Annotated in this window: 16 protein-coding genes and 1 tRNA gene; 11 read left to right on the top strand and 6 right to left on the bottom strand. The window is 66.8% G+C overall.

Annotated features, from left to right (window positions below; genetic code table 11):
• The first annotated feature begins 49 nt into the window (after positions 1-49).
• From RSD66_RS01150 to RSD66_RS01140, 3 genes are all read left to right on the top strand, one after another.
• Positions 50-829 (top strand): creatininase family protein, encoded by a 780-nt coding sequence (locus RSD66_RS01150; protein WP_415288690.1) that lies wholly within the window; start codon positions 50-52, stop codon positions 827-829.
• Positions 830-858: 29 nt separating this feature from the next.
• Positions 859-1,323 (top strand): phasin family protein, encoded by a 465-nt coding sequence (locus RSD66_RS01145; protein WP_024354325.1) that lies wholly within the window; start codon positions 859-861, stop codon positions 1,321-1,323.
• Between the two features lie 82 nt (positions 1,324-1,405).
• Positions 1,406-1,564: a hypothetical protein gene (locus tag RSD66_RS01140; RefSeq protein ID WP_233552034.1), complete on the top strand. Its 159-nt coding sequence runs from the start codon at positions 1,406-1,408 to the stop codon at positions 1,562-1,564.
• A gap of 7 nt (positions 1,565-1,571) precedes the next feature.
• Here the strand turns inward: RSD66_RS01140 and RSD66_RS01135 are convergent, their stop codons facing one another.
• Genes RSD66_RS01135 through tsaD form a run of 3 tightly spaced genes read right to left on the bottom strand, consistent with a single transcriptional unit; the run spans position 1,572 to position 4,132 of the window.
• Positions 1,572-1,961, bottom strand: coding sequence for a Rieske (2Fe-2S) protein (locus RSD66_RS01135; RefSeq protein WP_415288689.1), 390 nt, complete (start codon positions 1,959-1,961; stop codon positions 1,572-1,574).
• Positions 1,961-2,959 (bottom strand): NAD(P)H-dependent glycerol-3-phosphate dehydrogenase, encoded by a 999-nt coding sequence (locus tag RSD66_RS01130; protein WP_415288688.1) that lies wholly within the window; start codon positions 2,957-2,959, stop codon positions 1,961-1,963. The genes RSD66_RS01135 and RSD66_RS01130 overlap by 1 nt, the downstream gene beginning before the upstream one ends.
• Positions 2,960-3,001: 42 nt before the next feature.
• The gene (tsaD, locus tag RSD66_RS01125) at positions 3,002-4,132 is read right to left on the bottom strand and encodes a tRNA (adenosine(37)-N6)-threonylcarbamoyltransferase complex transferase subunit TsaD (RefSeq protein ID WP_415288687.1); all 1,131 of its coding nucleotides are present in this window, start codon (positions 4,130-4,132) and stop codon (positions 3,002-3,004) included.
• 53 nt (positions 4,133-4,185) lie between these two features.
• Between tsaD and hemC the strand changes: the two genes are divergently transcribed.
• The 6 genes from hemC to RSD66_RS01095 all read left to right on the top strand — a co-directional run bounded on the left by hemC (position 4,186) and on the right by RSD66_RS01095 (position 8,399).
• Complete coding sequence (gene hemC / locus RSD66_RS01120) at positions 4,186-5,130, top strand: hydroxymethylbilane synthase (RefSeq protein ID WP_415288686.1); 945 nt, start codon at positions 4,186-4,188, stop codon at positions 5,128-5,130.
• 4 nt (positions 5,131-5,134) lie between these two features.
• The gene (locus RSD66_RS01115) at positions 5,135-5,842 is read left to right on the top strand and encodes a uroporphyrinogen-III synthase (protein WP_415288685.1); all 708 of its coding nucleotides are present in this window, start codon (positions 5,135-5,137) and stop codon (positions 5,840-5,842) included.
• 47 nt (positions 5,843-5,889) lie between these two features.
• A tRNA-Thr gene (locus tag RSD66_RS01110) sits at positions 5,890-5,965 on the top strand.
• Between the two features lie 584 nt (positions 5,966-6,549).
• Positions 6,550-6,762 (top strand): cold-shock protein, encoded by a 213-nt coding sequence (locus RSD66_RS01105; RefSeq protein WP_024354331.1) that lies wholly within the window; start codon positions 6,550-6,552, stop codon positions 6,760-6,762.
• Between the two features lie 514 nt (positions 6,763-7,276).
• Positions 7,277-7,675, top strand: a complete 399-nt coding sequence (locus RSD66_RS01100; protein WP_415288684.1) for a hypothetical protein — start codon at positions 7,277-7,279, stop codon at positions 7,673-7,675.
• Positions 7,665-8,399 (top strand): NYN domain-containing protein, encoded by a 735-nt coding sequence (locus tag RSD66_RS01095; protein WP_119413195.1) that lies wholly within the window; start codon positions 7,665-7,667, stop codon positions 8,397-8,399. The genes RSD66_RS01100 and RSD66_RS01095 overlap by 11 nt, the downstream gene beginning before the upstream one ends.
• A 423-nt stretch (positions 8,400-8,822) precedes the next feature.
• Here RSD66_RS01095 and RSD66_RS01090 read toward each other — a convergent pair whose 3' ends face one another.
• Together RSD66_RS01090 and RSD66_RS01085 are read right to left on the bottom strand one after the other, a co-directional pair.
• Positions 8,823-9,047, bottom strand: a complete 225-nt coding sequence (locus tag RSD66_RS01090; protein ID WP_024354336.1) for a hypothetical protein — start codon at positions 9,045-9,047, stop codon at positions 8,823-8,825.
• A 105-nt stretch (positions 9,048-9,152) separates the two neighbouring features.
• Positions 9,153-10,385, bottom strand: coding sequence for a Glu/Leu/Phe/Val family dehydrogenase (locus RSD66_RS01085; RefSeq protein ID WP_415288683.1), 1,233 nt, complete (start codon positions 10,383-10,385; stop codon positions 9,153-9,155).
• 272 nt (positions 10,386-10,657) lie between these two features.
• Here RSD66_RS01085 and metK point away from each other — a divergent pair, with 272 nt between their 5' ends.
• Together metK and RSD66_RS01075 are read left to right on the top strand one after the other, a co-directional pair.
• Positions 10,658-11,857 (top strand): methionine adenosyltransferase, encoded by a 1,200-nt coding sequence (gene metK / locus RSD66_RS01080; protein WP_415288682.1) that lies wholly within the window; start codon positions 10,658-10,660, stop codon positions 11,855-11,857.
• Positions 11,858-12,044: 187 nt separating this feature from the next.
• Complete coding sequence (locus RSD66_RS01075) at positions 12,045-13,274, top strand: argininosuccinate synthase (RefSeq protein WP_415288681.1); 1,230 nt, start codon at positions 12,045-12,047, stop codon at positions 13,272-13,274.
• 22 nt (positions 13,275-13,296) lie between these two features.
• Here RSD66_RS01075 and RSD66_RS01070 read toward each other — a convergent pair whose 3' ends face one another.
• Positions 13,297-14,598 (bottom strand): PQQ-dependent sugar dehydrogenase, encoded by a 1,302-nt coding sequence (locus tag RSD66_RS01070; RefSeq protein ID WP_415288680.1) that lies wholly within the window; start codon positions 14,596-14,598, stop codon positions 13,297-13,299.
• Between the last annotated feature and the right edge of the window lie 2 nt (positions 14,599-14,600).

Genomic DNA, 14,600 nt, shown 5'->3' with positions numbered 1-14,600 from the left:
GTAAAGCCGCCCTCAATCCTTTCCCTTGCGCCCGCCGGAGCCGTTTCCCATGCTGATCCACCTGTCGTCCTGGCCCGAGATCGACGAGCGCCTGAAGTCCGGCGCCCTGCTGTCCAAGACGGTGATCGTGCCGATCGGCTCCAATGAGCAGCACGGCCCAACGGGCCTTCTCGGCACCGACTGGCTGTGCCCCGAGATCATCGCCCACGCGGCCGAGAAGGGCGACGACAGACTGGTCGTCACGCCCACCTTCAACATCGGCATGGCCCAGCACCACCTGGCCTTTCCCGGCACCATCACCCTGCGCCCATCGACCTTCATGGCGGCGATCGCCGACTGGGTGTCGTCGCTGACGCGCCACGGCTTCGAGCGCATCTATTTCCTGAACGGCCATGGCGGCAACGTCGCCACCATCGAGGCCGCCTTCGCCGAAATCTACGCCGAATGGTCCTTCACGCCCGAGCCCTGGGCCGAGCGCCCGCCCTTCGTGCTGAAGCTGCGCAACTGGTGGGACCTGCCGGGCGTGCAGAAGCTGTGCGAGGACATCTTCCCGACGGGCCACGGCAGCCACGCCACGCCGTCCGAGATCGCCGTGACCCAGGCGGGCTATCCCGACCGGATCAAGACCGCCGCCTATGAGCCGAAGATCGCCCCGTTCGGCCCGATCCGCGACGCCAACGACTATCGCGCCCGCTTCCCCGACGGCCGCATCGGCTCGGACCCGGCGCAGGCGACCCCGGAAAAAGGCCAGCGCATCATCGACGCCGCCGTCCCGGCCCTGATCCGCGATCTGACCGACTTCGCACAGGAAGTCTTGCCGGTCGCCTGAAACAGGCTCAGGGTCTCTGCATGAGCCCCATGCAGAAGACCGCCCGCAACGCCCTGCGCAACGCCCAGGCGGGTCAGGAACTGGCCGAGGCCTCGGCCGCCGTGATCACGCGGCGGCTGGGCATCATGGGCGAGGCGATGGCCAATCCGCTGCGCGCCGACCACGCCGAACTGGGCCGCATGGGAACCGAGAAGGTCGAGGCCATGGCGGCCTCGGCCGGGGCCGCCTATGCCGGAGCGATGGATCTGGCCGAACGGGCGGGCCGCGTGGCCGCACGCGAGGGGGCGGAGGCCGCCGACTGCATGGCCAAACTGGCGCGCGCCGACACCCCCTTCGCCTTCGCCGCCGCCCAGACCGACTGGGCGATGGGCGCGTGGAGCCGGGCGATGAGCGACGGCTGGGCCTTCTACGGCGCGGCGCTTAAAGCGCAGGGACAGGCCTTGGCGCCGGTCCACGCCAAGGCCACGGCTAACGCGCGGCGCCTGAAACGCTAGGCATCTCCTAGCTCGCGCGGGCGTGATGGAACGTCCTGCTCCATCCTCGGATTGCTTTTGCAGCCATGCAAAGGAGATCACGATGGCCGAGAAAGACCCCAAGGACCCTCACCCCGGCATGATGGGCGACGGCACCGAGGAACAGAACCTCAACCAGCCGGGCGATCCGTCCAAGCGGATCACCGAGGACGAGGTGGACGACGCCTTCACCAAGGATCCCAAGCTGGTGCCGAAGGAATAGGCCGCGCTTACGCGGTCCGAATAACCCCATCCCGGGCCTCGACCGGCCAGGGCGTCAGCTTGCCGCCCGCGCAGGGTCCGGCGACGCAGGCGCCCGACAGCGGCTCGAACGCCGCCCCGTGCCAGCCGCACAGGATCAGCGACCCGTCCGGCGTCAGATAACGATCCAGCTCCACCGCGATGGGAAAGCCTGCGTGCGGGCAGCGATCCACCCAGCCCGCGACCCGACCGTCCTTCCTCACCACGAAGCCGTGGAAGAAGGCCTCGCCGATCTGTAGCACGAAGCCGCGCGAGCCGGGATCGGCGATGTCCGCCTCCAGACACAGGGCCACGTTCGGCGGCGTCTTCCAGACCCGCTTGCGCTCCTGCGTCTCCGGCGCCGGAACCTCTTCGGTCACTATTCGCGCTCGGGCTTCAGCGGGCGGGTCAGCAGGCTCTCGATCGCCTGATCCACCGTCAGCTCTCCCGCCAGCACCGCCGCCGTCGCCTCGCAAATGGGCGTGTCGACGCCCAGCTTGCGGGTCAGCTCGCGCACGGCGGGCGCGCTCTCATAACCCTCGGCTACCGAGCGTTTACCGGCCAGCGCCTGCTCAACGCTCAAACCCTGCCCCAGCGCCAGGCCCAGACTCATGTTGCGCGACTGGGGGCTGGAGCAGGTCAGCACCAGATCGCCGACGCCACATAGCCCCGCCACCGTCTCGGCCTTCCCGCCCAGCGCCGTCGCCACGCGCACGATCTCGGCATAGCCGCGGGTAATGACGGCGGCATGAGCGCTTCGGCCCAGTTCGCGGCCCTCGACGATGCCGCAGGCGATGGCCAGCACATTCTTCAGCGCCCCGCCCGTCTCGGCCCCGATCAGGTCATCAGCGTAATAGGGGCGGAAGACCGGACCCGACAGGGCGCCCGCCAGGGCCTCGGCCATCGCCGCATCGGCGCAGGCCAAGGTCACGGCGCTGGGCAGGCCGCGCGCCACCTCGGCAGCGAAGCTCGGCCCCGACAGCACAGCGGCCGTGGCTGACGGGATCGTCTCGGCCAGCACATCCGTCATCAGCTTCAGCGAGCCGCGCTCAATGCCCTTGGAGCACAGGATGATGGGCAGCCCCGGCCGGGCATAAGGCGCGAAGGCCTGCAACGTCGCCCGCATATGCTGGGCGGGCGGCACGGCCAGAATCAGGTCGCAGTCGGCCAGATCCCCCAGATCGGAAGTCACGTTGATGGCCGAATCCAGTTCGACCCCCGGCAGGAAGGCCTCGTTGACCCGGCGCGTGCGGATACTCTCGATCACCTCGGGCTCGCGCGCCTGCAACACCACGGCCAGCCCCGCCGCCGCCGCGCTCTGCGCCAGGGCCGTGCCCCAGGCGCCGCCGCCAATTACGCCTGCCGTATGAAATTCCATGTCTTCTCCGGTCCCCCGACCCCCGCCGAGAGCCAGGCCGCTTTAAGCCTTGGCGCCCTTGCGGCCCGTTTTCTTGTGCACAGGATCAACGCTGGCGCGCGTCTCGTCCAGAGGCCATCGCGGCCGGGCGGCGACATCGATGTCGGAGGTCAGGCCTTTTTCCAGCCGTTCGGCCCCCGCCAGGGCGATCATCGCCGCATTGTCGGTGCAATAGGCCATCGGCGGCGCCAGGAAGGCGAAGCCTTGCTTGGTCGCCAGATCCTCCAGCGTCCGCCGGATCGTCTTGTTGGCCGCCACGCCTCCAGCCACCACAAAGAGGCGATGCTCATGCGCCTCGGCGTAATCCTTCATCGCCCGCTCGGACCGTTCGGCCAGCTGGCGCGCGATCGCCTTCTGCACCGCATCGGCCAGATCGGCCCGATCCTGCTCCGTCTCGCAGGTCTGGGCCAGACGCGACGCCGCCGTCTTCAGCCCCGAGAAAGAGAAGTCGCAGTCCTTGCGCCCCAGCAGCGCCCTCGGCAGCTCGAACCGCGCCCCGTCGCCTGACGCCGCCAGCTTCTCCAGCGCCGGCCCGCCCGGATAGCCCAGCCCCATGGCCTTGGCGATCTTGTCGAAGGCCTCGCCCGCCGCGTCGTCGATCGTCGTGCCCAGCCGGCTCATGTCGCCGATGCCGCGCACCTCCAGCAGCTGGCAGTGCCCGCCCGACACCAGCAGCAGCAGGAAGGGATAGGTCGTCTCCGCCCCCAGCCGCGCCGACACCGCATGGCCCTCCAGATGGTTGACTGCGATCAGCGGCAACCCCCGCGCCAGCGCCGCCGCCTTGCCGTAGGACAGGCCGACCATGACCCCGCCGACCAGGCCCGGCCCCGCCGTCGCCGCCACGCCGTCCAGCGCGCTCCAGTCCAGCCCGGCCTCGGCCATGGCCCGGCGCGTCACGCCGTCGATCATCTCCACATGGCTGCGGGCGGCGATTTCCGGCACCACCCCGCCATAGGCCGCGTGGTCGTCGATCTGGCTGTGGATGACGCTGGACAGCACCTCGGCGCCCGCCGCCGACAGTCGCACCACCGAGGCGGCGGTCTCGTCGCAACTGGTCTCAAGGCCCAGCACGGTCAAACCGTCCGACCCGCGTTCGGTTGCCCCGTCCGCCGCCCTGCTATAGTCCGCGTCCATTGTCATCGGGCGGAGTTAGCGACCCGCCCCCCCTTTCGCAACGGCGTCTCGACGTGACTCAACCTCTCCTGCGCATCGGCACCCGACGTTCGCGCCTGGCTCTGGCCCAGTCGGGCATGATGCAGCGCGCCATTGGCCGCGCCCTGGGCGTGCCCGAAGCCGAGATCGAAACCCTGGTTCCCCTGGTCGAGATCGTCACCACCGGCGACCGCATCCAGGATCGCCGCCTGCTGGAAGTCGGCGGCAAGGCCCTGTTCACCAAGGAGATCGAAGAGGCCCTGCTGGACGGCCGCGTCGACGTCGCCGTCCACTCGATGAAGGATGTCCCTGCCGAACAGCCTCCCGGTCTGGCCATCGCCGCCGTGCCAGAGCGCGAAGACCCCCGCGACGCCTTCATCAGCGACCATTACGCGACCTTCGCCGACCTGCCGCAGGGCGCCCGTTTCGGCACCGCTTCACTGCGTCGTCAGGCGCAGGCCCTGGCCCTGCGCCCCGACCTGAACATCGAGATGCTGCGCGGCAACGTCGACACCCGGCTGAAGCGCCTGCGCGACGGCGACTTCGACGCCATCCTGCTGGCCTGTTCGGGCCTCAACCGCCTGGGCCTCGACGACGTCATCCGCCAGCGCCTGCCGCTGGACGCCTTCCTGCCCGCGCCGGGTCAGGGCGCCCTGGCCCTGCAGACGCGCGAGGGCGACGTGAACGCCGCCTGGACCCGCGCCCTCAACCACTCCCCCACCGCCCTCGCTGTCGCCGCCGAGCGCGGCGCCATGGCCGCGCTGGAAGGCTCGTGCCGCACCGCCATCGGCGCCTACGCCCACATCGCGGACGACCGCCTGCACCTCAGCACCGAAATGCTCAGCCCCAACGGCGCGGGCCGCTGGACCCGCTCGGGCGACATCGCCGCCGACGCCGATCACGCCGCCGCCCGCGCCTTCGGCCTCGACCTCGGCGGCCAGATTCAGGCCGTCGCCGGCGACCAGAAGATCGCGCTTTAGAGCGATGACGCCGATCCGTCGCGTCTGGGTCACGCGCGCCGAACCGGGCGCCGCCCGCACAGCGGACCGTCTGACAGCCCTCGGCTTCACCCCGCTCGTCGTCCCCCTGCTGACCTTGGCGCCCCTGCCCGGCGCCCTCGACGCCGCGCCTGACCCGGCCGCCGTCGCCGTTCTCGCCCTGACCAGCCCCAACGGCGTCGAGGCCTTCGCCCCGTTGGCCCCGCGCTTTAGCCGCCATCCCGTCTTCGCGGTCGGCGACGCCACCGCCGAAGCGGCCCGCGCCGCAGGCTTCGCCGACGTCCGCTCAGCCTCCGGCGATATCCACGCCCTCGCCCGCCTGATCGCGGCCGAAGCCCCGCCCGGTCCCCTGCTGGCCCCCGGCGCGCGCGAACCAGCGGGCGACCTGCCCACCCTGCTGCCCGACCGCCCGGTCCAGCGCCTGCCCGTCTACGCCGCCTTCGAGACCCACGCCCCGGCGCCCGCAACCTTCGACGCTGTGATGCTCCACTCCCCCCGCGCCGCCCGCGCGCTTGCTACAATCCTGGCGGCCAATCTGCCGCGCGCCGCCTCTTCCGGCCGCGTCGCCATCTGCATTTCCGAAGCCGCCGCCACGCCCCTGCGCGCCTTCAATTTCACGGAAATCCGCATCGCCGCCGCCCCGGATGAGCCGGCGATGCTATCGGCTCTTGGCAAGCCTGCCGCTCCCGTATAAAGAGCCCTCCTCGCTCGCCCGCGCCTCCATACGCGGACGACGCCGGGGCCGCTTTAGCTCAGCTGGTAGAGCACCTCATTCGTAATGAGGGGGTCAGGTGTTCGAGTCACCTAAGCGGCACCACCTTTCCAGAGCACCGCTAGCTTTGACGCCCGGCCAGGATAAGCCGGAAGGCGCTTCCGCTTGGGAGCTGCGTGGATATCCTCACGCCATCATGCAGGCGTCGATGCTGCTGTCCTGTGGTCGTTTCGGTATCTGGAGCGCGTCTAGGGCAGGACGGTCATATTCCGCGGATAGCGGGTTGCGGCCTCATTTGCCGGGGCTTGGCCTGTTAGGGTCTCCGGGCACATGAGAGGCCAAGAACGATGAAAGAATCCAAAGGAAAGCCGAAGAAGGTCAAACCTAAGACCAATGTTTCCAATCCAAGCGTGAAGAACTTGGTCGACAAGGCAGCCGTCGGATCAAAGCAGTCGAAATAATTCGAGGCCCGCTGGTCAACGGCGGGCCCTCATCGTGAGCCTGTTTCGATTATTATCGTCCCGACCTTGCGTTGATGGTGATCCGTCCCCACATCAAACATGTCGATCTTCTTGCGTAACGCTGCTGCCCTTTTCTGCACGACGCATAGAGGTTCAAAAGCCGATCCCATCCAGACCCGACAGGCTTCAGAGGCTTTCTCTGCCGCCAACGCTATAGGAGGTCTGAAAATGGCTACCGGCACAGTAAAATGGTATAATTCAACCAAGGGTTACGGCTTTATCGCGCCTGACGATGGAGGCAAGGACGTCTTCGTGCACGCTTCCGCGGTAGAAGCCTCCGAGTTTTCCTCTCTCAATGAGGGGCAGAAGCTCGACTTCGAGGTCGAACTGGACTCCCGCAGCGGTAAGGAATCCGCAGCCCGCCTTGTGGTGGCGGCCTAGAGGCGACATCGTCACTTTTCGTGATGGCCGGATCGCCTTCGACGGGGTCGTGACTGGCCTGCTTCCGCTGGGAGCGCGTCGGGTCCGGTTGGAAAACGGCCATACCATCACCGTTCTTCCCAGCCTTAATCGACCGCTAAAGACCAGTGTCCTGGGGGATGAAGTCAGAGTCGAGATCGGCTTCAACCAGTTGAAGGGGTGGCGCTTGACGCGTCGCCCCGAGCCTCTGGCGGAAGGAGGCGCCTGTGTCGCCTCTGGCTGAGAAACTTCCCTTAATGAGCGATGCGGATCTGTCGGCTCTGCGCGTCAATGCGCAACGGTTGGTTCTGCATGGTCTGCCGCCTCAGATCGCGGCTGCATCCGACATTCTTCCGCTTATTGACGCCGAGGCCGCCAGGCGCGCCGCTGGTCCCAAACCGGCTGCGGTGAAGACAGCCCGCGCGCCCAGAAGAAAGGCGACCTCGCCTGTGTCAGGACACCAGACGGCCTTGCCGTCGTTTTCGAAAGACCCTGGATGATCGAAGAGAGTTTCGTGCGCCTGTACGCGCAGGACTTTGTCCAGATGGCCGTGAGATCGGGTCTGGGCCAGGATGTTGACGCTGCTTTGCAACGACGACTGACCGAGGCCCGGATCCATGCAGTCGTCATGGATGACCGCAAAAGCAAGGGGCATCTCGCCGCCCTGGTCCGTCGGGTTCGAGACGAGGCGGGCCGTGTCGACGGCCGCGCGATGCGTTATGGGGACGATCCAGCGCTGGCGGCCCAACGGCGGCTCCGTTTCCTCTCAGGCGTCGCCGAGGCTTTGAACGCGCCTCCGCCGTCGCGTTCGCCAGATCGCCTCTCCGCCCGACGGGCGGCAGACGACGCGAAGCCGCGCTCCAAGGCGAAGGCGGATACCCCCCATGGCGATTGAAGGCCGGGCTCCCCGGCTGGCTGTGCTGATCGACGCTGAAAACGCCTCTCCGAAAATCGCCGAAGCCTTATTCACCGAGATCGCCGCTTTAGGCGAAGCATCGGCGCGACGCATCTACGGCGATTTCGCCAGTCCTCAGATTGCTGGCTGGACGAAGGTGCTCGCGCGGTTCGCCATCCAGCCCCAGCAGAATTTCGCCAACACCAAGGGCAAGAACTCGGGCGACATCGCGCTGGTCATCGACGCCATGGATCTCCTGCATTCCGGCCGGTTCGACGGTTTTTGCCTGGTCTCGTCGGACGCTGATTTCACCCGCCTTGCATCGCGCATTCGCGAAGAGGGCGTCGACGTCTATGGATTCGGAGAGCAGAAGACTCCCGAGAGCTTCCGTCAGGCCTGCACTCGCTTCATCTATACTGAAAATCTGAGCCTTCCCGGCGACGGGGATGTCGATCCATCGAAAACCGTGCGCCGCTCCAGCGACAGCAAGCGGAGGCCGGCGGAAGCTGCGCGGCTGATCGCGACCGTGATCGCCGATATGGACGAGGATGGAGACGGGTGGGTCGCCGTGGGCGGTCTCGGCAACCGTCTCCGCAACGCCTACCCGGATTTCGACCAGCGAACATACGGATACCCCAAACTGTCCGATCTCATTCGCGGAACCGGACGGTTTGAGGTCCAGACCAGCAGCAGCGGCGTCATGCGCATACGCGATCTGGCCTGATCGGAGCGACGGAGACGCGGCGACAGGTTCCGATCAATGTCCGCGCGCCGGTTGAGGGGGGCTGGGACTGGGGCCGACATCCGTACAAGCGTCGCGGATGGAGCCCTTAGGAACAGAAGACCAGCTGCGAGATGCGCTTTGGGCGGCCTCTAGGGCCAACCGCTATCCGTCAGGGGCTCAACCGGGGCGGGACTCAGGATTATTCTGGAAACCATGAGGCCGCCATGTCCGCAAAAGCCCGTCACGCGCCCTCTATCTGGAGGCTGTCGCCCTTTGAGATCTTCCTCATCTTTCTGAGCGTGTCTTGCTTCGCAGGCGCCGCCTGGACCGTTCATCCATTCTAGAAAGACGTGAACGACGCTGCTGGCGGCGTTTCAGGTCGAAACGTACGCTAGATGAACAGCGCAGGCGCATGCCTGCACATCACGCTGCGAGGGTGCGGACGAGGCAGGCCGGGGCGAGGTCGCTGGGCGCGAAGCTGCGAACCTCGTGATTGCCGCGATAGAGGTCGATGCGTTCGAGGCGGGGCCAGTCGCGCGCAACCTCGGTCAGGCCGCGCACGGCCTCGACCTCGGTGGCGCCGGGCAGCACGCACAGCTCGGGCGTGATCGCCTCCGGCGTGTGGATCAGGCAGTAGAAGACATCCATCGCGTGGCCCCAACCATGGCTCGCCGCCCTCTTGCCGAAGGAAGATGACGGAGAAGCCGTTGGAAATGCGACGCTTTGGCGAAGTCTAAGGGTCGACGATACTATCTAGCTGGTGAAGAACTGCTGGGTGCCGTGCGCCTCAATCGCGCCCGCCAGACGGCCAAGCGCGTGGATATAGGCCGCTGTTCGCAAGGTGACGCCCTTGTCCTCCGCGATGGACCATACCGCATCGCCCTCAGTCTCGATGATGGACTTGAGCCGCGACTGCACCTCGTCCAGCGTCCAGTAATAGCCCTGGCGGTTCTGAACCCATTCGAAATAGGACACCGTCACGCCGCCGGCGTTAGCCAGGATGTCCGGCAGGACGATCACGCCCTTTTCGGCCAGAATGCGGTCGCCCTCGGGCGTGATCGGGCCGTTGGCCAGTTCCAGCACGACCTTGGCCCGGACCGAGCCCGCGTTGCCGTCGTGGACCATGTCCTCCATCGCCGAGGGCGCCAGGACATCGCATTCGACAGCGATCAGTTCATCCGGCGAAATGACCTTGCCGCCGTGTTCAGCCTGAACCACCGAATGACCAGCCGCCTTGGCCGCCAGCAGGGCGTCCACGTCGAGGCCGGAGGCCGCATGAACGGCGCCGCCCGAGTCAGACACGGCGACGATCTTGGCGCCGATGCTGCGGAACAGGCGCGCCACGTGCTGGCCCGCATTGCCGAAGCCCTGAACCGCCACGCGCAGGCCTTCGGTCGGCAGGCCCAGCCGCTCGGTCAGATGACAGGTCAGGTAAAAGCCGCCGCGCGCCGTGGCGTCCTCACGTCCGACCGAGCCGCCCAGGGCGATCGGCTTGCCCGTGATGACGGCGGGCGCCGCCTGCCCTTGGATGGAGGCGTACTCATCGGCCATCCAGCCCATGATCATGGCGTTGGTGTAGACGTCGGGGGCCGGAATATCGCGATCCGGGCCGATGATGCCCGCGAAAGCCTGGACATAGGCGCGCGACAGCCGTTCCAGCTCGGCCTTGGACAGACTCTTGGGGTCGACCTGCACCGCCCCCTTGCCGCCGCCGTAGGGCAGATTGGTCACGGCGCACTTCACCGTCATCCAGAAGGCCAGGGTCTCGACCTCCTCAACCGTTGAGTCGGGATGAAAACGAATGCCGCCCTTGGTCGGACCGCGCGTGTCGTCATAGCGGCAACGCCACGCCAGGAAGGATTTGCGCGACCCGTCGTCCATACGGATCAGCAATCGGACCTTCATGGTCTCGCGCGGATATTTCAGCTTCTCCAGCACATCGCTATCGATCTGCACGTGGCGGGCGGCCTCGTCGAGACGGGTCAAGGCCGCGTCTAGGATGTTTGGATTCGGCATGATTATTCCAAATGTATAGGCATAAACCCGACCACAAAGGCGGAACAGGTCTACTTCTTAAGGAAGAGCGGATTTTGCTGCCACATGAAATGCTGCAGCGCAATAGCAAGCGTGCGCTTGCGAAATCCCAGATCAGCCTCAGGATGATTGGAACAGGCCGATCCGACAGGCTAAAGTCGCCTTGCAGGTATAAGCATATCTTTATATGTCTAGCGGACCTGCCCTCACCCCAGGAGCCTGCCTTGGCCCGTTCGTCGTTCCTCTTCACCTCCGAGAGCGTTTCGGAAGGCCACCCTGACAAGGTCGCCGATCAGATTTCGGACGCCATCGTCGACCTGTTTCTGTCCAAGGACCCCGAGGCGCGGGTGGCCTGTGAAACCCTGACGACGACCAATCTGGTGGTGCTGGCCGGCGAGATCCGCGGCGAAGGCATCATGGACACGGAGGGCAATTGGGCCCCCGGCGTCGAACAGGAAATCGAAGATACGGTGCGCGGCGTCGTGCGCGACATCGGCTATGAGCAGGACGGCTTCCACTGGCGGACGCTAGAATTCCAGAACCACCTGCACCCGCAATCGGCCCACATCGCCCAGGGCGTCGACGCCGGCGAAGACAAGGACGAGGGCGCAGGCGATCAGGGCATCATGTTCGGCTACGCCTCGAACGAGACGCCTGAACTGATGCCGGCCACCCTGGCCTACAGCCACAGCATCCTGAAAGCCCTGGCCGAAGCCCGCCACTCGGGCAAGGAGCCGGGCCTGGAGCCCGACGCCAAAAGCCAGGTGACCCTGCATTATGAAGACGGCCGTCCCGTGCGCGCGACCTCCATCGTCGTCTCGACCCAGCACAAGGCGAACCTGAGCCAGGCCCAGATCGCGGCCATCGTGAAGCCCTATGTCGAACAGGTGTTGCCGCAAGGCTTCATCACCGCCGAGACCGAATGGCACATCAACCCGACCGGCACCTTCGTCATCGGCGGGCCGGACGGCGACGCGGGCCTGACCGGGCGCAAGATCATCGTCGACACCTACGGCGGGGCGGCCCCGCACGGCGGCGGCGCCTTCTCCGGCAAGGACCCGACCAAGGTGGACCGCTCGGCCGCCTATGCCTGCCGCTACCTGGCCAAGAACGTCGTCGCGGCGGGTCTGGCCGACCGCTGCACCATCCAGATCAGCTACGCCATCGGCGTGTCCAAGCCCCTGTCGGTCCACGTCGACCTGCACGGCACGGGCAGGATCGACGAGGCGGTGCTGGAGCGCGAACTGCCCAAGCTGATCGGCGGCGCCTCGCCGCGCGCCATCCGCGAGCATCTGAGTCTAAACAAGCCCATCTATCGCCGCAGCGCCGCCTATGGCCACTTTGGCCGGACGCCGGACGCCGACGGCGGCTTCTCGTGGGAAAAGACCGACCTGGTGGACGCGCTCAAAGCCCTGGCCGCCTGAACTTGCTAAACGGCTGAAAAAACAGCCTGAAATAAGGGCGTTGCGGGCTGGCTCGCGGCGCCCTTTCTGCTTAGAGCGGCGGTTCGAGGCGCGGCGCCGCAATCATGCCCTTGCATCGCGGCGCGTCTGGTCCTTTAAGCGCGCCGAATGCGCCGATACGCATCCTGTTGAAAGGAATTCCCGACCGATGAGCAAGCCCGCCCCCAAGAAAGTCGTCCTCGCCTATTCGGGCGGGCTGGACACGTCGATCATCCTGAAGTGGCTGCAGACGGAATATAATGCCGAGGTGGTGACCTTTACCGCCGATCTGGGGCAGGGCGAGGAGCTCGCCCCCGCCAAGGAAAAGGCGCTGAAGCTGGGCATCAAGCCCGAGAACATCTTCATCGACGACCTGCGCGAAGAGTTCGTGCGCGACTTCGTCTTCCCGATGTTCCGCGCCAACACCGTCTATGAAGGCCAGTATCTGCTGGGCACCTCGATCGCCCGCCCGCTGATCTCCAAGCGCCAGATCGAGATCGCCCGCATGGTCGGCGCCGACGCCGTCTGTCACGGGGCCACCGGCAAGGGCAACGATCAGGTCCGCTTCGAGCTGGGCTATTATGCGCTGGAGCCCGACATCCGCGTCGTCGCCCCGTGGCGCGAATGGGACTTCAAGTCCCGCGAGGCCCTGCTGGACTTCGCCGAGAAGCACCAGATCCCGATCTCCAAGGACAAGCGCGGCGAGGCCCCCTTCTCGGTGGACGCCAACCTTCTGCACTCCTCGTCCGAGGGCAAGGTGCTGGAAGACCCGGCCGTCGAGGCGCCCGAGTTCGTGCACCAGCGCACCATCGCGCCGGAAGACGCGCCGGATGCCCCGACCATCATCACCATCGCCTATGAAAAGGGCGATCCGGTCGCCATCGACGGCGAGGCCCTGTCGCCCGCCGCCCTGCTGACGAAGCTGAACCAGCTGGGCCACGACAACGGCGTCGGCCGTCTGGACATGGTCGAGAACCGCTTCATCGGCATGAAGTCGCGCGGCGTCTATGAGACCCCCGGCGGCACGATCATGCTGGCCGCCCACCGCGGCATGGAATCGATCACGCTGGATCGCGGCGCCATGCACCTGAAGGACGAGCTGATGCCGAAATACGCCTCGCTCATTTACAACGGCTTCTGGTTCAGCCCGGAGCGCGAGATGCTGCAGGCCGCCATCGACCACAGCCAGCAGAAGGTCTCGGGCACGGTTCGCGTCAAGCTCTACAAGGGCAACGTCACCATCATCGGCCGCGAGAGCCCCAACAGCCTGTACGATCAGGATCTGGTGACCTTCGAAGAAGGCGTCCAGGCCTATGACCACAAGGACGCGGAAGGCTTCATCAAGCTGAACGCCCTGCGCCTGCGCGTCCTGGCCAAGCGGGACGGCCAGAAGGGCTAAGCCGCCCTCTTAAAACCCAAGCCTACCGGGGCCGGGCGATTCTCAGGATCGCCCGGCTTCTGTCATCCGTGACCCAGATGGAGCCGTCCGGCGCCGTCGCCATCGTCACGGGAGAGCCGCGCGGGTGGCGGCCGGCGATCCTGTCCCAGCCCGGCGTCAGCACCTTGCCGTTCACGCTGGGCGCGCCAGCGGGGTAGGGCAGGGCGCCGCGCGGATAGATGGCGTACCGTCCGCCGATATCGGTCAGGGGCCGTCCCGCCTCGTCCGTCTCGACCGCCACGATACGGCCCGCTGTCCGGCGAAAACCGTGCCAGGTCATCAGCAGCCGCCCCTGAAGTTCGGGGAACATCGCCCCCTCATAGTAGATCAGGTCCAGCGGCGCCGCGTGCGGGGGCAACAGGGCGATCGGCTTCTCGCGCTCATTGCAGCGCGCCTGACGCGCAGGCCAGCCCGGCAGGGGCGTGACCAGATCGACGCAATAGGGCCAGCCGTAATGGCGCCCCTGCGTCAGGACGTTGATCTCGTCATAGGGATGATCCGGCGTCTCCAGATCGACCGAGTTCTCGGCCTGAAGCACCGTCCCCGACGGGTGCCTCACCAGGGCGATGGAGTTCCTCAAGCCTGAGGCGAAGACGGTGCTGTCTTCGGCCCAGCGACCGTTCCCCAGATAGGCGTGACGCCGCACCTGCGCTGTCGCGGCGTCCTCGACGCAGGCCCCGCGCGCATCGACCTTCGGCTTGCCCGCCGCGTCCAGACAGCGGTCACTGGGCGCCCCGACATTGACCAACAGGTCGCCGTTCCCGTCGAAGACGAAGCTGGACAGGGGGTGGCGATTGTCGTGCAGCCGGTTGTCCGGCAGGTCGCCGATGACGGTGCGGACGCTGGCCGCTGCATCGGCCGCGTCAGGGTCCAGCGTCAGGATACGGTTCATCTCGGACACATAGATGCGTCCGTCCGGCCCGCGCTTGGCCGTGTGCGGCATGGACAGCCCGCCCGCCAGTCGTCGCCAGCGCGCCGCGCCGTCAGCCGCAAACGACAGGCGCCACACCGCCCCCTTGCCCGCCTCCCACGCGCCCAGATCGGTGACCAGCCAGTCGCCGCCGTCCAGAGGCATCAGGCCGCGCGGCATACGCGGGCCGTCCTGCCCGCCCCCCTGCCATACCAATCCGAGACAATAGCCCGGCGCCATGCGCACCTGCGTCGCCGGGCGGCCGTCGCAGTCGCCCTGGACCGCATAGCTTCGCGCCCCCGACTGCGCCCGGGCGTCGGGCGCGAACGCCGCCAGTGACAACAGGACGGCGGCGGCGATCAGACGGATTTTCATGA

The organism is Brevundimonas sp. S1H14, assembly GCF_047716865.1.
In the GTDB taxonomy this organism is placed as follows: Bacteria; Pseudomonadota; Alphaproteobacteria; order Caulobacterales; family Caulobacteraceae; genus Brevundimonas; species Brevundimonas naejangsanensis.
Note: the sequence above shows the minus strand (reverse complement) of the source record. Positions and strands in the feature narration are given on the sequence as shown.